The sequence below is a fragment of the Heyndrickxia sp. FSL W8-0496 genome (assembly GCF_038007825.1).
GTDB classification, from domain to species: domain Bacteria; phylum Bacillota; class Bacilli; order Bacillales; family Bacillaceae_C; genus Heyndrickxia; species Heyndrickxia oleronia.
In genome coordinates this window covers 4,709,723-4,730,123 of record NZ_JBBOXX010000001.1, presented here as the reverse complement: position 1 = coordinate 4,730,123, position 20,401 = coordinate 4,709,723, and the positions used below count along the sequence as shown (strand labels likewise).

General features: G+C 35.3%; 19 protein-coding genes. 16 read left to right on the top strand and 3 right to left on the bottom strand.

Annotated elements, in window-relative coordinates:
* The first annotated feature begins 215 nt into the window (after positions 1–215).
* From NST63_RS23925 to NST63_RS23905, 5 genes are all read left to right on the top strand, one after another.
* Complete coding sequence (locus NST63_RS23925) at positions 216–776, top strand: thioredoxin family protein (RefSeq protein WP_341043898.1); 561 nt, start codon at positions 216–218, stop codon at positions 774–776.
* 143 nt (positions 777–919) lie between these two features.
* The gene (locus NST63_RS23920) at positions 920–2,182 is read left to right on the top strand and encodes a methyl-accepting chemotaxis protein (RefSeq protein ID WP_341043897.1); all 1,263 of its coding nucleotides are present in this window, start codon (positions 920–922) and stop codon (positions 2,180–2,182) included.
* A gap of 201 nt (positions 2,183–2,383) precedes the next feature.
* Positions 2,384–3,328 (top strand): ring-cleaving dioxygenase, encoded by a 945-nt coding sequence (locus tag NST63_RS23915; RefSeq protein ID WP_341043896.1) that lies wholly within the window; start codon positions 2,384–2,386, stop codon positions 3,326–3,328.
* Entirely contained in the window at positions 3,325–3,936 is a 612-nt protein-coding gene (locus NST63_RS23910; protein ID WP_341043895.1) for an alpha/beta hydrolase, read from the top strand. Before NST63_RS23915 ends, NST63_RS23910 begins: the two co-directional genes overlap by 4 nt.
* A 459-nt stretch (positions 3,937–4,395) precedes the next feature.
* The gene (locus NST63_RS23905; protein WP_212946184.1) at positions 4,396–5,574 is read left to right on the top strand and encodes a DHH family phosphoesterase; all 1,179 of its coding nucleotides are present in this window, start codon (positions 4,396–4,398) and stop codon (positions 5,572–5,574) included.
* A 36-nt stretch (positions 5,575–5,610) separates the two neighbouring features.
* On the opposite strand, the gene NST63_RS23900 is transcribed toward NST63_RS23905, so the two are convergent.
* Positions 5,611–6,210 carry a GNAT family N-acetyltransferase gene (locus NST63_RS23900; RefSeq protein ID WP_341043893.1) on the bottom strand — a complete coding sequence of 200 codons (600 nt, stop codon included), beginning with the start codon at positions 6,208–6,210 and terminating at the stop codon, positions 5,611–5,613.
* A 158-nt stretch (positions 6,211–6,368) separates the two neighbouring features.
* Between NST63_RS23900 and NST63_RS23895 the strand changes: the two genes are divergently transcribed.
* The 7 genes from NST63_RS23895 (at position 6,369) to NST63_RS23865 (ending at position 12,352) form a co-directional block, all read left to right on the top strand.
* Positions 6,369–6,953 (top strand): TetR/AcrR family transcriptional regulator, encoded by a 585-nt coding sequence (locus tag NST63_RS23895; protein WP_212946186.1) that lies wholly within the window; start codon positions 6,369–6,371, stop codon positions 6,951–6,953.
* An 18-nt stretch (positions 6,954–6,971) separates the two neighbouring features.
* Positions 6,972–7,670, top strand: a complete 699-nt coding sequence (locus NST63_RS23890; RefSeq protein ID WP_341043892.1) for an SGNH/GDSL hydrolase family protein — start codon at positions 6,972–6,974, stop codon at positions 7,668–7,670.
* Positions 7,671–7,691: 21 nt separating this feature from the next.
* Complete coding sequence (locus NST63_RS23885; RefSeq protein ID WP_242598352.1) at positions 7,692–8,204, top strand: DinB family protein; 513 nt, start codon at positions 7,692–7,694, stop codon at positions 8,202–8,204.
* Positions 8,205–8,323: 119 nt separating this feature from the next.
* Positions 8,324–9,130, top strand: a complete 807-nt coding sequence (locus NST63_RS23880; RefSeq protein WP_071977438.1) for an arylamine N-acetyltransferase — start codon at positions 8,324–8,326, stop codon at positions 9,128–9,130.
* A gap of 321 nt (positions 9,131–9,451) precedes the next feature.
* On the top strand, positions 9,452–10,366 hold the full coding sequence (locus NST63_RS23875) for a diacylglycerol kinase (RefSeq protein ID WP_058004505.1): 915 nt from the start codon (positions 9,452–9,454) through the stop codon (positions 10,364–10,366).
* Between the two features lie 147 nt (positions 10,367–10,513).
* Positions 10,514–11,098 (top strand): TetR/AcrR family transcriptional regulator, encoded by a 585-nt coding sequence (locus tag NST63_RS23870; protein ID WP_058004506.1) that lies wholly within the window; start codon positions 10,514–10,516, stop codon positions 11,096–11,098.
* Positions 11,099–11,155: 57 nt separating this feature from the next.
* The gene (locus NST63_RS23865; RefSeq protein ID WP_341043890.1) at positions 11,156–12,352 is read left to right on the top strand and encodes a YhgE/Pip domain-containing protein; all 1,197 of its coding nucleotides are present in this window, start codon (positions 11,156–11,158) and stop codon (positions 12,350–12,352) included.
* A gap of 52 nt (positions 12,353–12,404) precedes the next feature.
* Here NST63_RS23865 and putP read toward each other — a convergent pair whose 3' ends face one another.
* Positions 12,405–13,886 (bottom strand): sodium/proline symporter PutP, encoded by a 1,482-nt coding sequence (putP, locus tag NST63_RS23860; RefSeq protein ID WP_071977440.1) that lies wholly within the window; start codon positions 13,884–13,886, stop codon positions 12,405–12,407.
* Between the two features lie 230 nt (positions 13,887–14,116).
* Between putP and NST63_RS23855 the strand changes: the two genes are divergently transcribed.
* From NST63_RS23855 to NST63_RS23845, 3 genes are read left to right on the top strand one after another with little or no spacing between them, the layout of a single operon-like run.
* A complete protein-coding gene (locus NST63_RS23855) occupies positions 14,117–15,088 on the top strand; it encodes an ABC transporter permease subunit (protein WP_341043889.1) in 972 nt (323 codons plus the stop codon).
* Positions 15,085–15,984, top strand: a complete 900-nt coding sequence (locus tag NST63_RS23850) for an ABC transporter permease (protein ID WP_212946193.1) — start codon at positions 15,085–15,087, stop codon at positions 15,982–15,984. Before NST63_RS23855 ends, NST63_RS23850 begins: the two co-directional genes overlap by 4 nt.
* Before the next feature lie 51 nt (positions 15,985–16,035).
* A complete protein-coding gene (locus tag NST63_RS23845) occupies positions 16,036–17,502 on the top strand; it encodes an amidase family protein (RefSeq protein WP_341043888.1) in 1,467 nt (488 codons plus the stop codon).
* A 39-nt stretch (positions 17,503–17,541) separates the two neighbouring features.
* On the opposite strand, the gene NST63_RS23840 is transcribed toward NST63_RS23845, so the two are convergent.
* Positions 17,542–18,036: a GNAT family N-acetyltransferase gene (locus NST63_RS23840; RefSeq protein ID WP_341043887.1), complete on the bottom strand. Its 495-nt coding sequence runs from the start codon at positions 18,034–18,036 to the stop codon at positions 17,542–17,544.
* A gap of 469 nt (positions 18,037–18,505) precedes the next feature.
* Here NST63_RS23840 and htpG point away from each other — a divergent pair, with 469 nt between their 5' ends.
* The gene (htpG, locus tag NST63_RS23835) at positions 18,506–20,383 is read left to right on the top strand and encodes a molecular chaperone HtpG (protein ID WP_212946195.1); all 1,878 of its coding nucleotides are present in this window, start codon (positions 18,506–18,508) and stop codon (positions 20,381–20,383) included.
* Positions 20,384–20,401 lie beyond the last annotated feature (18 nt).

The window sequence follows — 20,401 nt, the reverse complement described above, 5'->3', positions numbered from 1 at the left end:
TATATGATTGGAAGACAGATAAATTGCTTGGATATTTTTGCAAGGATCACTATATGAAAGTAAAAAGCAGAAATATTATAAAAAGTTTTGAGCAAATTAGTTAATAGCAGATTTTAGTGAATATAGCTAAACTAATAATATATATGAACTTAAAAATGAAATATTTTTCTTTCTATGCTATTTTTAAACTATTAAGAGTAAGGAGTGATTAAAGAGTGACTACTTTAAACGAATGGTTTGAAAAAGGAATTCCTGCAAAGGATGTTATTGACTCGATGAAGGTACATAAAGAAAATTTACAGTCAGTTTATGATCAGTTTTCAGTTGCAGTGGAAGATCAATCATTCTTTCAAGATGTAAAAGCGAAAGAGCTTCGGGCCATTGTCATTACTGAGGACTGGTGTGGAGATGCGATGATGAATACTCCAATCCTTTTAAAAATTGCGGAGGCTACAGGTATTGAAACACGTATGATTTTACGGGATCAAAATTTAGAATTAATGGATCAATATCTAACGAATGGAACGTCTCGATCAATTCCAATTTTTATCTTTATTGATAAAAATGGAGAAGAAAAAGCTGTCTGGGGACCACGGGCTCCAAAAGTTCAAGAGTTCGTTATGGAATTACGATCTGCTTTGCCACCTAAAGAGGATGAATCGTTCGAAACTGAGCAAAAAGAAGTTTATAAAAAAATTACACAGGCGTTTACTGAAAATACAAACCTGTGGAATGAAGTATATAATAGTATAAAAGCAACCTTAAAGAACGCCTAATAGGGAAAAAAACAGGATTGTCTCAAGAAGAAGACAATCCTGTTTTTTTTGTTTAAATAAGTCTTTAGGACTAGTTGTTTATATGATACTATAATACTAAAAGCGTTTTCATTAAATGGGGATTATAGGAAAGAGGGGCATAGATGAAGAAAAATAGTATATTTTCCAAATTATTGCTATTTAATAGTTTACTGATTGTATTGATGGGATTAATCATTGGAGTATGTCAATTTTACTTGTTCGAGCAATCTCTTAACCACCTAATTCTCTTACTTAGTTCAGTTATTATTGCTGTCTTATTGAATATTGGTATATTCACGATGGTTTTTCGAAAAAAGTTTGCATTACTAAAAAGATCTGCTGAGCTTTCAGTAATTCTATCAAAAGGGTTGGTAACTGGGTCGAAAGAGACTCAATCCGTAGACGAAATAGAACAGATTCATCTTGCCTTAAATAACCTAACTCAAGAATCAGGGGTATTAATGAAAAAATTAAACGAAGTGAGCGGACAAGTAATCGAATCCGCCGCCGAGCTTTCTGCCATTTCAGAAGTGACCTCTAACGGTAGCATAGAGATTGGTAAAGGGATAAATGAAATTGCGATAGGTGTCCAAAATCAAGCATTAGACCTAGAAAATACAAGTTTTCGAGTTGAAAGCTTAAATCAATCAATTGAGACAATGAATCTCCACAATCAAAAAATTAAAGAGGTAACAGCAAACTCTGAGGAAGCAACTAAAAAGGGAGCAGAGATTGTAATAGAGTTGAAAAAGTCTAACGAACAATCATTAAAAGCTTCAGAGGAAATTAGTGTTGGTATTACAAGCCTTTATAATAAAACATTAGATATTTCCAGAATTACAGAAACGATTAATAGCATTTCGGCAGAAACCAATTTATTGGCATTAAATGCTAGTATTGAGGCAGCTAGAGCAGGAGAACATGGAAAAGGATTCGCGGTGGTGGCTAGTGAGGTGCGGAAATTAGCCGAACAATCCAATGAGGCGACCAAGCAAATTCAAGAAATGATCCATGGTATCGAGCAAGAAACAGAAAAGACGGTTCTGGCGATGTCTGAAACAATCACCCATACACAACAGCTTGATGAAGCAGTGAAGGCGACAGAAAAAGAGTTTACATCTATTTCTAATGCTGTTACCCAGACGATTCAAGCGATTGATCAATTAAATGATGAACTTCAAAATATCACCGAACAAAATCAAAGTATAATGACAGCTATTCATAGTGTTTCAAGTGTGTCACAACAAGCTGCTGCATCGGTTGAGGAAATAACAGCAACCATTGAAGAACAAAATAATATGATTAATCATATTTCAAATTCTGCTAATCATTTAAGTAAAGTAAGTTCACAATTAAATTCATTAATAGACCGATATGACGCGTAAAGAGGGAATCCATTTTGGATATTCTCTCTTTTTTTTAGCCATGTAAAAGGTTCTTTTCTGCCGAAAAAAGAACTATGTGAAAAATGGGCATTTGACGAAAGAAGGAAATTCATTTATAATTATCTCGAATTCGAGATATTTTGATTAAAGATGATTTTTAATTAATGTAATAGATCATAATAGAAAAAAGGAGGATGGCATATGCAAAGTGTAGGTATCCATCATATTACTGCGATCGTCGGTGATCCACAGGAAAATGTCCATTTTTATTCAGAAATTTTAGGTTTAAGATTAGTAAAGAAGACAGTGAATTTTGATGATCCGGGCACGTATCATCTTTATTTTGGGGATGAAGCCGGAAACCCAGGAACCATTATTACTTTTTTCCCTTGGATAAACGCTTATAAAGGCCGAATAGGTGATGGTCAAGTGGGGGTTACTGCCTATGCAGTTCCAGAGGGAGCCCTTCCTTTTTGGAAAAACCGATTGACACAAAATGATATCCATTTTGATACAGTTGTTCGTTTTGAAGAGGAGTCTATCCTTTTTAATGATCCCCACGGATTAATCTTAGAAATAGTTGAGAGAAAAGAAGGTAAGAAAAGTGAATGGGGAATGGATGATATTTCAACAGATGTAGCGATTAAAGGGTTTGCTGGTGCTACTTTATTTTCTGGGGCGCCTAATAAAACAATGAATTTATTAGAAGAGCATATGGGATTGGAAAAGGTTGGAGAAGAAGGAGAATATATTCGCTATCGTTCAATTGCTGATTTAGGAAATGTAATCGACATTAAATTAACGACAACAGGTAGAGGATCAATGGGGGTAGGAACGGTCCACCACATTGCATGGAGAACAAAGGATGATAACGAGCAATTGGAATGGCAAAAGTATTTGCCAACAGCTGGCTATCAAGTAACTCCTGTTCAAGATCGAAATTATTTCAATGCAGTCTATTTCAGAGAATTTGGAGGAATATTGTTTGAAATTGCAACAGATCCACCGGGATTTGCAATTGATGAGCCAAAGGAACAGCTTGGTGAACATTTAATGCTCCCTGCAAGATATGAAGGATATCGTCAACAACTTGAGGCGACCTTGCCACCAATACACATAGAAAAAAATAGGAGGAATGAGAAATGAAGCACTATTTTCAAAAAGGTAAGGATGCATCCAAGCCAGTCCTATTATTACTACACGGAACAGGTGGGAATGAACACTCCTTACTCCAAATAGCTGAAATGATTGATCCAGATGCATCAGTTTTAAGTGTCAGAGGAAATGTTCTGGAACATGGAATGCCTCGATTTTTTAAACGTTTAAGTGAAGGGGTCTTTGACCTAGAAGATTTGGAGCTTAGGACAAAGGAACTAAATGATTTTTTAAATAATGCTTCAGCAGAATATGGATTTGATCGCCAAAACATCGTTGCAGTAGGGTATTCAAATGGAGCAAATATTGCAGGAAGTCTTCTATTTTATTTTGAAGAGGCTTTAAAAGGAGCTGTACTCTTCCATCCAATGGTACCGAGAAGAGACTTGGATATCCCATCGATGGCTCAGCTTCCAGTATTCATCGGAGCAGGTGTGAATGATCCATTAATTAAAATGGCTGAGACAGAAGAACTAAAGGGAATCCTAGAGCAAAAGGGAGCAACCGTTACACTTTTTTGGGAAAATTATGGCCACCAATTAACAGAAGCTGAAGTGATGAATGCGGCGAAATGGTATCAGGAAAATTATCGTAAGTAGGAAAGGGATCGAATAGACGTGCTAGAGGAATAGAATGGACGTTATATGTGAAAAAGCGTTATTTCGATCTGATAATGGGCACACAATCTGTTATTGAACAAAAAACAGTTATTTTCTAATGAATTTGGCCTGTAGTGGATTCAGTGTTTATAAAAGCCTTGAAACAGTATGGTTATTTTGTCCGTATAGAGATAGAGCTAAATGAAAAAACCTGGATTTCTTTGAAATCTAGGCTTTTTTCATGTGGTCATTATTCTCTATTCTACTCCTATTAACCTCTTGATGTAATCGGATGGAACGATAAGGTATTCCTTTAGTAGAAGGATCATACATGGTTCAATCCTATCAACTATAATGATGGGGTTTTTTAATCCAGCAAATGCCTGCTATACTAAAGTTTATATTGATCTTTCAATAAATTTCCTTATTTTTATCCATACTATATTTGAGGTGAAGTTCATGTATAAACTATTATCACATAATGATTTAGACGGAGTAGGCTGTGGCATTTTAGGGAAGCTTGCCTTTGGTGATAAAATCAGTGTTCGCTATAATTCTATTTCAAATCTTAATCGGGAAGTGGAATCATTTTTAGGGAATGATGATAAAGATACATATTTATTTATAACAGACCTATCTGTAAATGAAGAGAATGAAAAAGGATTGGCTGCATATGTACAGGAAGGGGGCAAGGTCCAATTAATTGATCATCATAAAACTGCGTTGCATTTCAATGAGTATTCATGGGGACATGTAGTCGTTGAGGATGAAGAGGGGAAATTAACTTCTGCAACTTCTTTATTATATGAATACCTTGTTTCTCATCAATATTTAGAGCCCACGAACGCAATTGCCGAATTTGTGGAGCTTATAAGACAATACGATACATGGGAATGGGAGAAAAATGATAATCAACAAGCACAACGTTTGAATGCTCTATTTTTCTTAATTTCCATCGATGAATTTGAAGAAAAAATGCTTCAACGTCTTCAAGAGGATGACCATTTTGACTTTGATGAGTTTGAGACAAAGCTTTTAGAAATGGAAGAGCATAAGATTGAACGCTATATTCGTAGAAAAAGACGAGAACTGGTGCAAACAAAAGTCGGAGAACATTATGCAGGGATAGTTTATGCAGAATCCTATCACTCAGAACTAGGAAATGAATTAGGGAAAGAATATCCACACCTTGATTTTATTGTGATTTTAAATATAGGGGCAAAGCGTGTAGGATTTCGAACGATTCATGAACATATGGATGTATCTGAAGTGGCTGGACATTTTGGTGGTGGCGGGCATGCCAAAGCCTCTGGTTGCTCATTAAATGAAGAAGCGTATAAACAGTTTGTTACTAACACCTTTCATTTAGAACCACTTCATGAGGATGCACAACGAAATCGTCATAATCTTAAGGGGTCTGATCTTGGATCTATGTATAGAAACCATAAGGCAGACATCTTCTTCCTTTATAAAGAAAATGAGCAATGGATCATTGAGAAAAATAAAAGAAAAACGGAACACGCTTTTACAAGCTTTGAGGATGCAGAGAAACATTTAAAGAGAAGTGAAGCTGCTTGGCTTGTTAAAGATGATGAGTTTGTAATTTATTTATTAGGTGAAGTTAGGAATAGGAAATAATAAGGATAAAACAGAGCAGCTTGTTACCCAAGCTGCTTATCTATCATATACTTTCTTTTGCTTTAAAAGATACCTTTCTTCAAACTCCTCCTTCAAAATGGAAAAGACTTTTAAATCCCAGTGCTTTTCTTTAATAAATACTGCTTTTCGTAATGTTCCCTCATAGGACATACCGATCTTTTCCATCACACGTTTTGAGCCGGTGTTTTCTGAAAAGCATCTTGCTTGGATACGGATTAAATCCATTTTATCAAATCCAAATTTGATTAGTTCTTTCGCTGCTTCAGCTGTTATTCCCTTGCCCCAGTAATCCTGATGTAATACATATCCAATTTCAGCAGTTTGATGGGCTGGATTCCATAAGACAAAATCAATGGTTCCAATCATCCGGCCATTATCTTTATATTCAATTGCCCACGGTGATACCTGTTTTTCCGCATACTTGTTTAGTACAAATTCAATAAATTGCTTGGTGTCGGATAATGTACGGTGTGTGTCCCACGTTACATATTTAGATACTTTATCATTTGAACCATATGCAAATATATCTTCAAGGTCATCTAATGATATTTTTCTTAAGATTAATCGTTCTGTTTCGAAAGTAGGGAAATTCCCATAAATATCCTCAATTTTCATCGTATCACCCCTCAATAGTTTGTACTCCATTATATAATGTAAAATTTTAAAGATAAAGAAAAAAGGGAATATTAACAAATAAATAATAGTAATATATCTGAAAATTATATATAATCAAATTAGAACGTTCGTTCAAATATTTTAGGAAGGTTTGGAAAATGGGAAGAAGATACGACAGTGAAAAATCAAGAAAAGACATCATGGAACATGCTTTTTCATTATTTTCTCAACATGGCTATGCACAAACATCTGTAGGTGATATTTCCAAGGCATCAGGCTTTAGTAAAGGACATATTTATTATCATTTTATAAACAAAGAAAAGCTATTTGTCTTATTAGCTCAAAACACGATGAAAGAGTGGCATGAAAAATGGTTACAAAAGGAAAGGAACTATCAATCAGCAAAGGAGAAACTGTTTGGAATTGCCGAGCATGTCCTGCATAACTATCAAACCCCTTTGCTTAAAGCAGGACAAGAACTTGCATCAAATCCGCATTCAACTCCAGAATCAATCAAGCAATTATATGAATTAGCCATTGTTCCGATGAGTGTGTACAAAAAGATTTTACAGGAGGGAATGGATCAAGGAGAATTTAAAAAAGAGGATATTGAGGAATTGACTACTTTATTAGGGACCTGGTTGGGAGGACTATGTCAATTAACGAATACACAAGAATTAAGTACCTTAGAGCCATTATTTAAAAAAGCGATTACTATCTTTTATGAGTCTATTAAGAAGTAATTATAAGGGGGTAACCATGTGAAGATCGGATTGATTGGAGACAGTTTGACTGAAGGACGACCAGGTGTTTCTTTTTACAAAATTTTAAAAGAAAAATACCCGAATGAGATATTCATTAACATAGGGAAACCTGGAGAAACAGTAAAAAGCTTGTACAATCGTCTATCTAAAACAACATTGGATACAGATTTTGATCTTATTTTTCTTTGGATTGGCGTAAATGATGTCTATTCTAAATTATTAAAAGTTCAGGCACAACCGGTATCTAATAATCGTGAAGAATTTGAAGATTACTATAAGCGAATTATTGAATGGATCAGAGCCTATTCTAAAAAAGTCATTGTCGTTACACCTGCTCTTGTCGGAGAAAAGATTGATAGCCCATCTAACATGGAGATTAAGGAATTAGCAAAAATGATTGACTCGATTGCTAGTTCTTATATGGATATTTCTGTGCTAGATATGCAACAAATTTTTAGCAAGCATTTAGCAAACCTTGAATGTTCAGATTACATTAGTACAAACGTGATGACCATTATGAAGGATGCACTCTTTGTAAAGAAAATTCCTCGAATCGATAAGCTTTCAAAAGAAAGAGGTCTTTATTGTACTTTGGATGGGGTTCATATGAATAGTAAGGGTGCTGAAATAGTAGCTGATGCATATGGTTCGGTGATTGACCTAATTGTATCCAATCAAACGATTGCCATTAAGTAAAAGGGAGGATGATTTGAGTTGGTGAGAAAGTCATTGCAGGTATCAACATTACCAGGTTATGAAAAGGAAATTGGTCGGTGGCTTTGGTGTTTAGAGGACGTTCGTCGAACACTTATCAATGCATTATCTGGAACAAATGAAAATGTTCTCGATGCTAAAATTGATGATAGACAATCGATTGGTTCATTGTTATATCACATTGCATTAATTGAAGCGGATTGGTTATATGAAGAAGTTCTTTGTACAGATTGGGATCCTGACATTCTCTTATTATTTCCGCAAGATTGCCGTGCTGAAGACGGATCATTATCTCATGTCGAGGGACAAAGTCTAGAAGAACATTTGCACCGCTTATCGAAGGTACGTGAGGTATTTCTCTCTCATTTTCGTTACATGGATCTAGAAGATTGGAGAACACCAAGGATTCTTGAACCCTATGATGTGACGCCGGAATGGGTGGTTTATCATTTAATTGAACATGAAGCCCATCATAGAGGGCAAATCTTACAGCTATTGAAGCAATTACAGAGGTAGTAATCAATTCTATTAACAATCAGTCTTTCATCACGTTATTGCAGGAATTCTTACTTTTTGCGAGAATGTTTTATTAAGAGGTATACTTTAATTAGATACTGAATGAAAGAGTGATTGTTTTGGAACAGACGGTTGAAAACTATTTACGATATTTAAAAATAGATATGGAGTTACCTTCCCAAAATTATTTACAGCGTTTGATCCAACATCATCTATCTCGCATTCCTTATGAAACGTTTAGTAAGTTCCATTATTTTTATGAAGGAACGGGTTTTGTACCCTCATTAGCTGTATTTGTTGAAAATTTAATGGAAAAGGGATGGGGAGGAACCTGCTATACACTAAATATTAACTTCTCTCGACTTCTCTCAGAGCTAGGATTTTCGTGTTCCCTAGTTAGGGTCAATCCAGGGCATTTAGCAATTATGGTGACATTGGAAAATCGTAGGTTTTATGTTGATGTAGGTTATGGGTCACCTATAATGAAACCAATTGACCTAGAAGCTAAGAGGAGACATATCCTCCATGGATTCGGTGAGGAAATTATTTTTACTCAAACTACAGCTGACCGATTTGAAATCGATCGCCGATCAAACGGAAAATCCTTTGTGAAAAAGGAGATTGAGTGGGTTCCGTTAACAGAAGCAGATATTAAAGATGATATTATACATTCTTATATGGATGAGGATCAAAACACAACTATGAGACGAATTACGGCTGTTCGATTTAATGGGCAAGAATGTTATTTCCTACGGGATCATTCAATTAAAGTAATGACCTATCGAAATATTCGAGAAATTCAAATGCGTGATATAAATAAATGGAAGAAGACCGTACAAGAAGTTTACCAAATAGAAGAAAATTCCTTAAGTGAATCTATTCAGTTCCTCAAGGAACGTGGCGTTGTATTATTCAAAAATGGGTAAATTTAATTACTAGCCTTATCGAGGGGCTAGTTTTTTAATGGGTTGTTGAGAATAAATGTTACAATGATGGTAAACAATGAAAGCATGATGAAATTTGTAAATTAAGGTATTTCAATTGAAATCCACACTTTAATTGTGACGAAAAATTGTTAATACTAGATTTTTACAGTCAAAAGAGGTATGATATTTTCGTGAAAGAAGGACTTAGATCTGGCTACGGCCAGTTTTTCTATGTAACAGGATATCGATTGAACGTAACTTTTAAATGTAAATGCCAAATACGAAAAATAAATTTGTAAAAGTAAGGTTAGGATGATGAAAATGAAACGTGCAAGAATAATCTATAATCCAACCTCAGGACGAGAATTATTTAAGAAACATATTGCGAATGTATTGCAAAAATTAGAGGTTGCTGGTTATGAAGCTTCTTGTCATGCGACAACAGCTGCAGGAGATGCCATTAACGCTGCGAAGATTGCAGTTGAACGTAAATATGATATTGTTATCGCAGCAGGTGGAGATGGAACAATTAATGAGGTTGTAAATGGTCTTGCAGAGCAAGAATATCGTCCGAAGCTAGGGGTCATTCCCGTTGGGACAACGAATGATTTTGCGCGAGCATTACATATCCCGCGTGATATTGAAGCTGCAGTTGATATTATTGTAAAAGGTGATACGATTCCTGTCGATATCGGCAAAATGAATGATAGCTATTTTATCAATATTGCTGGCGGCGGTAGATTGACTGAGTTAACTTATGAAGTACCAAGTAAATTAAAAACAATGCTTGGACAGTTGGCCTATTATATGAAAGGAATTGAGATGCTTCCTTCTATTAGAGCGACAGAAATGAGCATCGAATATGATGGGAAACTATTTGAGGGAGAAGCAATGCTTTTCTTAATAGGACTGACCAATTCGGTTGGTGGATTTGAAAAATTAGCTCCAGATTCATCGGTAAATGATGGTTTATTTTCATTAATTATTTTGAAGAAGACCAATCTTGCTGAATTTATACGAGTAGTGACAGCTGCAATTACGGGTAATCATATTAATGATCCAAACGTCATTTATACATCGGCGAATCGCATTAAGGTGAATTCAACAGAAAAAATGCAATTAAACATTGATGGAGAATTCGGTGGGTTAGTTCCTGCAGAATTTGAAAATTTATATCGCCATTTAGATGTATTTGTTCCAATTGATCGGATTCGACCTGAAGATAGAGTGGATTAATAAAAACGCCTTAGAGCACTTATCATATTTATTAAGATAAGTGCTCTTTTATAAATATTTGGTAAAAAATGATTGACTTTTCTATTATTCCAAATTAAACTAGTTATGTAAGTGATCACTTGCATACATGAAAGTTGGATGAAAAAAATGAATGAACAAAAAAATACTTCAGAAAGAATTATTGAAGCATTTATCGAATTGTTTCGGGATTTCGGCTATAAAGGGGCAACAACTCGAGCTGTCGCAGAACGTGCTGGGGTCAATGAAGTAACGATTTTTCGGCATTTTGGAAACAAAAAAGGCATTATGGATGCTGCTCTCGAATCTGTGTCCTACAGTCCCTTTCTTGAAAAAATCATTAATGAGGATATGGTATGGGATTTAGAAAAAGACCTGTGGAAAATAGCTGATAGTTATCATAGGTATATGGTTAAGATCAATGATTTAGTATTAATTGGTTTCCGAGAGGCTCAGCTATTTCCTGAGCTTAATGACACGATTGTACAAATTCCTAAGCAATTAAAAGCCAATTTGGTTTCTTATTTAACAGAAATGTATAACAGAGGCAAATTAATTGAGACAAATATTGAATTTCAAGCAATGAACTTTATATGGTTGAATTTCGGCTACTTTCTTTCAAAAAGTCGTTTTGGTAATCAGGTGATTGCAAGCTCACAAAATGAATTTTTGAAACATAGTATACAGCTTTTTGCTAGGGGACTAACCCCCTAGTAAATTTTTTAATTATTATGCAAGTATGTACTTGCTTTAATTAAGGGGGAATAAAAAATGACTATGATGAAACAGTTTTTTAAGCAATCTGAAACATTTATTGGTCTAGGAGCAGCATTTTTCTTCCTGCTCATTTTCTTTTGTGTATGGATGACTGCGTATGATGGAGTGAATGATCGAATGGACCAATTAAAAATTGGTTTTGTTAATGAGGATAAGCAAATGGGTTTGGTGATAGAAAAGGAAATGGAGAAAAACATTCCATTTGATATAAAAATATACCAAACAATTGAGTCTGCCCAAAAGGATATGAACCAACGGAAATTGGATATGGTGATGCAAGTACCCAAAGGCTTTTCAAGCGAGATTCAAGAAAAGGGAAGAACAGATCTTAAATACTTCATTAATCAGGCAAATGCTTCATTGGCGAAACAATTAATGGATGTGGCTGCAAATACGATTACACAAAGTGTGAATGAAAATGTCTATATGTATAAGCAACAGCTTATTCTTTCTAAAGTACCCGAACAGATGACCACTGTTATTTCTTCAAAGGAGCTTGCACAAAGTCTAACCAAAAATATAGAGTCAGCACTACAGTCATTGAGTATTCAATCAGTTCAGCCATCTGTTAAAAAGACAAATCATGTAGATGGATTTGCTGCGACAATGGTTCCAATGATGATTGTACTTGCTTCCTTTGTTGGATCGATGATTATGAGTCTCAATGTTCATATGGCATCAATCAAATTAAAATCAAGCTTTAGTAAATGGAGGATCTTACTAGCAAGAATAGTTATAAATGCAGGTGTTGCCCTATTGTTGACAGTAATCTCATTAGTATTAATGGAGGCTTTCAATATTGAACTGCAAAGAACCTTCATAGAAACAGGGGTTTTTCAATTGTTAGTCTACTTTTCTTTTTTAAGTTTAACTCAGATGTTTGTGGTATTATTTGGACCTGGGGGAATGCTGTTCAATATTCTCGTTCTTTCACTACAACTAGTTACCTCGGGAGTGATCGTTCCTAAAGTGATGCTATCTAATTTTTATCAATCTGTCGGTTCTGTACTCCCAGCAACCTACGCTGCAGATGGTTATTACACGGTCATATTTGGCGGAGAAAAATTAGCATTAAATATGATGATTTTACTACTCATATCATTGGTGTCTGTTGTTATTGTAATAATTAAAGTAGCATTTCAGAAATCTAGCGCAGGAGTATTAAGGGAAAAAGTCTCTGTATCACAGTAAAAACAATCCGGAGTAAACAATAATGGGCTGTCATCAGACAGCCCATTATTGTTTATTCTTGTTTTAATAATAGTTTGCTTTGTTCAAATTCCTTTTCAATTTCCCCATTATGCTTATAGGTAGCTAAACTAACGACAATACTTACGATGAGGTTTACTATGAATCCTGGAACGATTTCATATAAGGTGTCACTAAGTCCAAGATTAGACCAGATAATAACAGTAGCTGCACCTGTAACCATTCCAAAGATGGCCCCCCAGTTATTCATCTTTTTCCAGAATAGGCTTAGGAATACAACTGGTCCAAAAGATGCACCGAATCCAGCCCATGCATAAGATACAAGCTTAAGAATAGTCGAATTATGATCAAATGCTAATAAAGCCGCAACAATGGCTACAACGAGAACAGCCATTCTTCCGAAGAAAACTAATTCCTTGTCTGAGGCATTACGACGGAACATTAATTTATATAGATCTTCGGTTAAGGCACTAGAAGTAACGATTAATTGAGAGGATACTGTACTCATAATAGCTGCTAGTACTGCGGCAAGAACAAGTCCTGCTATAAGCGGATGGAAAAGAATTTGCCCTAATTGGATAAACACTGTTTCAGCATCTGCTTTACCTAATGGTGCACCAATATTATGAAAGTATGCAATTCCGATCAAGGCTGTTAATGATGTTCCCGCTAATGAAAGGATCATCCAGCCCATTCCAATTCTTCGAGCACTTTTTGTTTCTTTAACCGTTTTAATTGCCATAAAGCGTACGATAATATGTGGCTGTCCTACGTAACCAAGCCCCCATGCAAGAGCAGAAATAACTCCTAGCACAGTGGTTCCCTTAAATAAATTAAGTAAAGTCGGATCAATTGAGCGAATGGTTTCAAATGTTTCCGCAGGACCTCCTGTTTTAAAGATTGCGATTGCTGGTACAAGAAGTAAGGCAATCACCATTATGAGACCCTGAATAAAATCGGTCCAGCTAACAGCAAGGAAACCTCCGAATAATGTATAGGCTACGACGACCCCAGCTACAATGAATAAGCCTGTTTTATAGTGTAACCCGAAGGAGCTTTCAAAGAAAACAGCCCCAGATACCATTCCGGATGAAACATAAAAAGTAAAGAATATTAAAATAACTAAAGACGAAACAATTCTTAATAATTTCGTAGAATCTTTGAATCGGTTTTCTAAATAGGATGGTATCGTAATAGAATCATTGGCAACCTGTGTATAGGAACGTAGACGTGGGGCAATTAATACCCAGTTTAAATAAGCACCAATTGTTAATCCAATGGCAATCCAAGCATCGGCTAATCCGTTTAAATATAAGCCACCTGGAAGTCCCATTAACAACCAACCACTCATATCTGCAGCTCCTGCACTTAAGGCAGTAACGGCTGGACCTAATGAGCGTCCACCTAGCATATAGTCAGTTAAATTACTTGTTTTGCGGTATGCGTAAAAACCAATTAATAGCATCAATACCATATAAAGACCAATGGCTATCAGTTTGTATGCATCATCTGTCATCATGATCATCTCCTTCTAGTTGTATAAATTACACATTCTGAATGCCTTTTCATTATAGCGCAAAAAATGTATTTTTAAAATTACTAATGTTGGGAAAAGAGTAGATATATAAAATTATCAGTAAAGGGTAAATAAAGGTTGCATTGCCAAAAGTAATATACCTATAATTGGGAAAAGTGCGAAAAATGTAAATGAATAGCGAAATTTGCTAAAAAGGGGGGAGTAGGGTTATGGCTATAAAATTAGTGCTTCAATTATTTAAAACACTATTATTATGGCTGTTTGTGACAACCATCTTAATCTTGCTTATTCTTCTTCCAAGAGGAGATAGTAAGATTGATTATTCCAAATCACGGGTAGAAATGACGGAAGAATATGAAAAAAATATCACTACCTTTTCATGGGAGAGTTATAAAAATAATATTACTGATTTTTTTTCATATGCAATTAAAAACAGAAGCTTGGGTCAGACAGAATATGGAGTTTCTGTCGAATATGAAGTATGGAGATATACGAAAAAAAGTATCTATATTTTACTCCCTAGTATTATTATTAGTTTTATTTTTGGTGTAGTAAAGGGAATCTATGATTTTAAAGTAGACAAAAAGGCATTCAATTTATTTGGAGAGAAGATTACCTCCTTTTTTTTATCTGTTCCTGATTTTTTTGTCATCATAGCCATTCAGGTTGGAATCATGGCTCTAATTGATTTAGGCTTTCCTCACGTTAAATTGTATGGGAGTGAGACACTATCTAATAAATTATTTGCTATAGGATTTTTGTCCATCTACCCGACCTTTTATATTGCAAGGATAACAGAAAATTATCTTTCCTCCGAAAGTGGAAGGGACTATGTGCGGACAGCGATTGGTAAGGGGACATCTAGTAAAAAAATTATCTACTTGCATATGCTTAATAATTGCTGGATTCGTGTTGTTGGACAAATTAATACCTTAGTGCTGTATATTTTATCCAATCTATTCATTGTTGAGTTTTTAACGGGTTATCGTGGAGGTGCATACCGATTTTACCAGGCATTTCATGTGCCAAAACAATTTGGTATAGGCTCCAGCATGAATATAGATATTCCAATTGTTGTGGAGTTTATCGTACTGTTCACTACGATTGTGTTACTAACAAAAATAGTGAGTGATATGATCCATTCAATATTGCTTAGAAGGGAGGCCACTATAGAAAAATGAAGAAAAATAAATCATTAATTATAGGTATCAGTTTAGTTTCTATTATTCTATTCATTGCTATTGCTGGCCCTTACCTTCCTTTTGTCGATCAAGAATTAAAGACAGAAGGAGTACGAAAGATGGATAATGGGTCACTTAAGGTTCCTGCTTTTTCCCCGTCTAGTATGAATCTATTAGGGACGGATTCAGAAGGAAGAGATATATTAAGTCGTTTGATAATGGGGACTAAAGAAGTTTTATACAGTGTAATCGGGATAACGTTAATTCGCTATTTAATTGCTGTCCCTTTTGGACTTTTTGCGAGTTTCTATCAATCAACTAGTAGATTACTAGATTTCTATAATAAAATCTTTTCGTTTGTACCAATCATTTTTATGGTGGTGCTTATCGTCAATCTACCATATATTATGTATTCTCCTCATAGAACCATTCTAGTCATTGTCATTATTGCATTGCTCGAAGTGGGGAGGGTTGGACAATTAATCCAAAATACGATATATACGATTTCTAAAAAGCCATTTATTGAAGCGGCTACATCTATCGGAACAAATAATCGTGGAATGTTTACTCGTCACTATTTTCCTTTTCTTTTGCCTGATTTGATTGTAAATCTAGTTTTAGATATTGGAAGAAATATGTTCCTACTCGGACAACTAGGGATTATTAATGTTTTCCTCGTGCATCGAATTGAAATTGTTGGAGAATTAACCGCAGAAGTCATTAATGATTCAAATGCATGGCCACTGCTTTTTAAAGATGTCACATTTGATATATTTTCTAAGCCTTGGATTCCGATTGCTGCATGTGTGGCGATAACATTAGCGATTCTGGCCTTTAATCAACTTGGTAAGGGATTGAGACAGTTATTTGAGCGGAATGAGGTACGGTATTTTTAAATATATAGGGAAGAAATGCGTCAGTGATTATAAAGTGAATGGGGTAAGGATATGGAATTTTTATTAAAGGAATCAATTATCGAAGAGCGTACAATTACGCAACTTCAAGAATCGATGGAGAAAGGTGAACTGACATCAAAGGAACTGGTCATGTACTATCTATATAAAATCGCGAAATATGATCAGGACGGACCAAGGATCAACTCTATTCTTGAAATCAATCCGGATGCCATTTTTATTGCAGAAGGATTGGATCATGAGCGGAAAATGAAAGGTTCAAGAGGGGTTCTTCACGGCATTCCCATTTTATTAAAGGATAATATTGAAACGAAGGACAATATGCATACGAGTGCGGGAACATTGGCACTTGAGCAGTATGTAGGGAAAAAGGATGCCTTTCTAGTCGAAAGGTTGCGACAAGCAGGAGCGGTGATATTAGGAAAGGCAAATATGACTGAATTAGCGAATGGAATGTCTAGTAAAATGTGGGCAGGATATAGCTCAAGAGGTGGTCAGGTGGTCAATCCGTATGGCTCTGAATTCTTTGTTGGTGGTTCAAGTACAGGCTCTGCAGCTGCTGTTGCCTCTAATTTTACAGCTGCAGCTATCGGAACGGAAACAGATGGCTCTATCCTAAGTCCAGCTGTTCAGCACTCGGTAGTGGGCATTAAGCCAACAACAGGTCTTATTAGTCGTACAGGAATCATTCCATTTACATATTCGCAGGATACAGCAGGACCGATGGCAAGAACAGTAGAGGATGCAGCCATTCTATTAGGGATGTTAACAGGTGTAGATTCAGAGGATCCAGCAACATATAAAAGTGAAGGAATGTTCGATGGGGACTACACTCATTTCCTAGATGAACAAGGATTAAAAGGGACAAGAATTGGTGTATTTACTCAAGTAACAGAAGATTCCTTCATGCCAGGTGAGTATGATGAAGCTTTATTTCAGCAAGCGATACAAATCATGCAATCAGCAGGGGCAAAAATGATTGTCGATATTGATCTTCCCTCCCTTCATCGAGAATGGAGTTGGTCTGTTAACTATTATGAGCTAAAGCATAGTCTAGAAAACTTTCTTAACCATTTACCAGCTCATTTTCCGGTACATAGTATTAGAGAATTAATTGAGTTTAATCGAGAGAGTCCTGATAGAACATTAAAATATGGCCAAGATAAGCTCGAGATAAGAGGAGAACTAACAAATACGTTGAGAGAATCAAATTATTTATTGGCCAAACTAGAGGATTTATATTATGCACGTGAAAAAGGGATTGACGAAGCTATAGAAACCTATCAATTAGATGCTATTCTCTTTCCTGCTTATGTAGGATCTACAATCTGTGCTAAAGCTGGCTACCCATCTATTGCACTTCCCGCAGGATACATGGAAAATGGCCGTCCATTTGGAATAACATTGGCTTCGGGGGCATTTAAGGAAGGGACATTAATAAAACTAGGATATGCCTTTGAAAATGCAGGGGGGGTTAGAAGAAGACCACTATTTTCATAACTAAAACAGGGAAGCCCCATAGAAGGGTTTCCCATGTTTCTATATTAATTTATAAAGATAGTATTCATTGACCGGGTTTCCATCAATCATTAAGGAATGGACCTTTTCACCTTCAATAATAAAGCCCATTTTTCTATATAGGCGAAAGGCATTTTCATTATCTTTTATTACAGTTAACTCAAGTCTTGTTAACTCTCTTTCCTTTGCCCATCGAAACATTTCTTCAAATAATTGCTTGGCAATTCCTTTTCCACGATGTTTCTTTGATACTCCTAAAACGAGATAGGCGGAATGTCTTGTGCTTTTTACACTGCCACCTATCGCAATCATATATCCAATCAGTTGTTCGTTCTCTTCAACGACTAAAATCGTTGAACGATCATCCCTTAAAATACGTTTTATTCTTTTCTCTTCCTTCTCAATATCAATCATTCTTTCACCCGGATCATAAAGCATAAATCCTGATTCGTCGATTTCCTGACATAGATGGCTAAAGGCTTTGGCGTCTGACGGTTGAATCTCTCTAATTTTCATGTGTGATGTTCCTTTCAATTTTGATAGTAAATATATTTCTAGGAAAAGAGCTTTTTTCCTGTAATTATTTTTAATCAAACGTTTGATTAGTAATGAAAATAGTACATTTATCAATTGTTTATATCTTTAAACAAACGTTTGATTAAGCCAGCTTTCTTATGTTTGTTCCCTTGTAAAAACCCTACAGTGGGCTTTTACACATAGTAATGAATTCGGCAGTTCTTTTGGAGGTTTGCATCTCATTTCTCAGTGAAAAGGAGCAGGTTGCAGTTCTTTAACTATATTTATTAGTTAAAACTTTACCTAAATAGCATCCTTGATTAAAGAAGAAAAAATAGTTTGAAAGGAGCTATTGATTTAACAAATTGACATGAGCTATCTTTTATGATATTTAAAATATGGTTAGCACTCTTTGTGTGAGAGTGCTAAAATGGAATATATAGTTTATTAATAGGAAGGAGATATTCATATGGCAAAGAAACAATTTAAAGCAGAATCTAAACGATTATTAGAAATGATGATTAACTCCATTTACTCTCAAAAAGAGATTTTTTTAAGAGAATTAATCTCGAATGCTAGTGATGCTATTGATAAAATTTACTACAAAGCATTAACGGATGAAGCATTAACATTTGATAAAGATAGCTATTATATTAAAATTGAGGCGGATAAAGAAAACCGCTTATTGAAAATCTCTGATACCGGAATAGGGATGACGAAAGAGGATCTCGAAAACAATCTTGGTACAATCGCTAAGAGTGGTTCTCTTGCGTTTAAAAATGAAAACGAAGCAAAGGATGGCCATGATATTATTGGTCAATTTGGTGTAGGATTTTATTCCGCATTTATGGTAGCAGATGAAGTAACAGTTATCAGTAAAGCATTAGGTAGTGAAGAAGCATATAAATGGGAATCTAAAGGTGCGGACGGATATAAGATTGATCCATGTGAGAAGGAGTCCGTGGGAACAGAAATCACCTTGAAAATCAAGGAAAACACTGAGGATGAACAATTTGATGAGTATTTAGATGAGTATCGTTTAAAAGCGATTATTAAAAAGTACTCTGATTTCATTCGCTACCCAATTAAAATGGATATGACAAGCAGCCGTCTAAAAGAAGGCAGCGAAAATGAATATGAAGAGTTCACAGAGGAACAAACAATTAATAGCATGGTTCCAATTTGGAGAAAAAACAAAAGTGAGCTTACCGAAGAGGACTATGAAAATTTCTATCAAGAAAAGCGGTACGGTTTTGACAAACCATTGAAGCATATTCATATTAAAGTAGACGGTACAGTACGATATAATGCGATTTTATACATTCCAGAAAATGTTCCATTCGACTATTATTCTAAAGAATTTGAAAAGGGATTAGAGCTATATTCCAGTGGTGTATTAATTATGGAAAAATGCTCAGACCTATTACCAGACTATTTTGGCTTTGTAAAAGGTATGGTCGATTCAGAAGATCTATCCCTAAATATTTCACGTGAAATTTTACAACAAGATAAGCAACTTAAATTCATTGCGAAAAACATTAAAAGCAAAATCAAACGTGAATTGGAAAGCCTCTTAAAGAATGAACGTGAGAAATATGAAAAATTCTATAATGCCTTTGGTCGACAATTAAAATTTGGCGTTTACAATGACTTTGGACAGGATAAAGAAGTCCTCCAAGATCTAATTATGTTCTATTCATCGAAGGAGAAAAAGCTTGTTACATTAGATGAATATGTCTCAAGAATGCCTGAGGACCAAAAATATATTTACTATGCAACAGGAGAATCCATTGACCGAATTGACAAGCTGCCTCAAACCGAACTTGTCGCTGAAAAGGGATATGAAATCCTCTACTTCACTGATGATGTAGATGAATTCGCAATCAAAATGCTAATGAACTACAAAGAAAAAGAATTCAAATCTGTTTCTAGTGGTGATCTCGGTATCGAAGAAGAAAGTGAAAAGCAAACAGAGTCTGAGGAAAAAGAAAGCAAAGAGCTCTTTGATTACATGAAAGAAGTACTTGGTGATAAAGTAAAAAATGTTCGTGCTTCCAAGCGTTTAAAATCTCATCCTGTTTGTCTAACAGCTGAAGGCGAAGTATCCATTGAAATGGAGAAAGTTCTTAGCGCCATGCCAAATAATCAAACTGTGAAAGCAGATAAGGTTCTAGAAATTAACGTCAATCACGAAGTGTTCTCTTCCTTAAAAACTGCCTTTGAACAGGATAAAGAAAAAGTGAAACTATTTACAAATCTACTTTACAATCAAGCTCTTCTTATCGAGGGTCTGCCAATCAATGACCCAGTTGAATTTACAAATGATATTTGTAAAGTGATGGTTTGATCGTTGATGTAAAAGCTT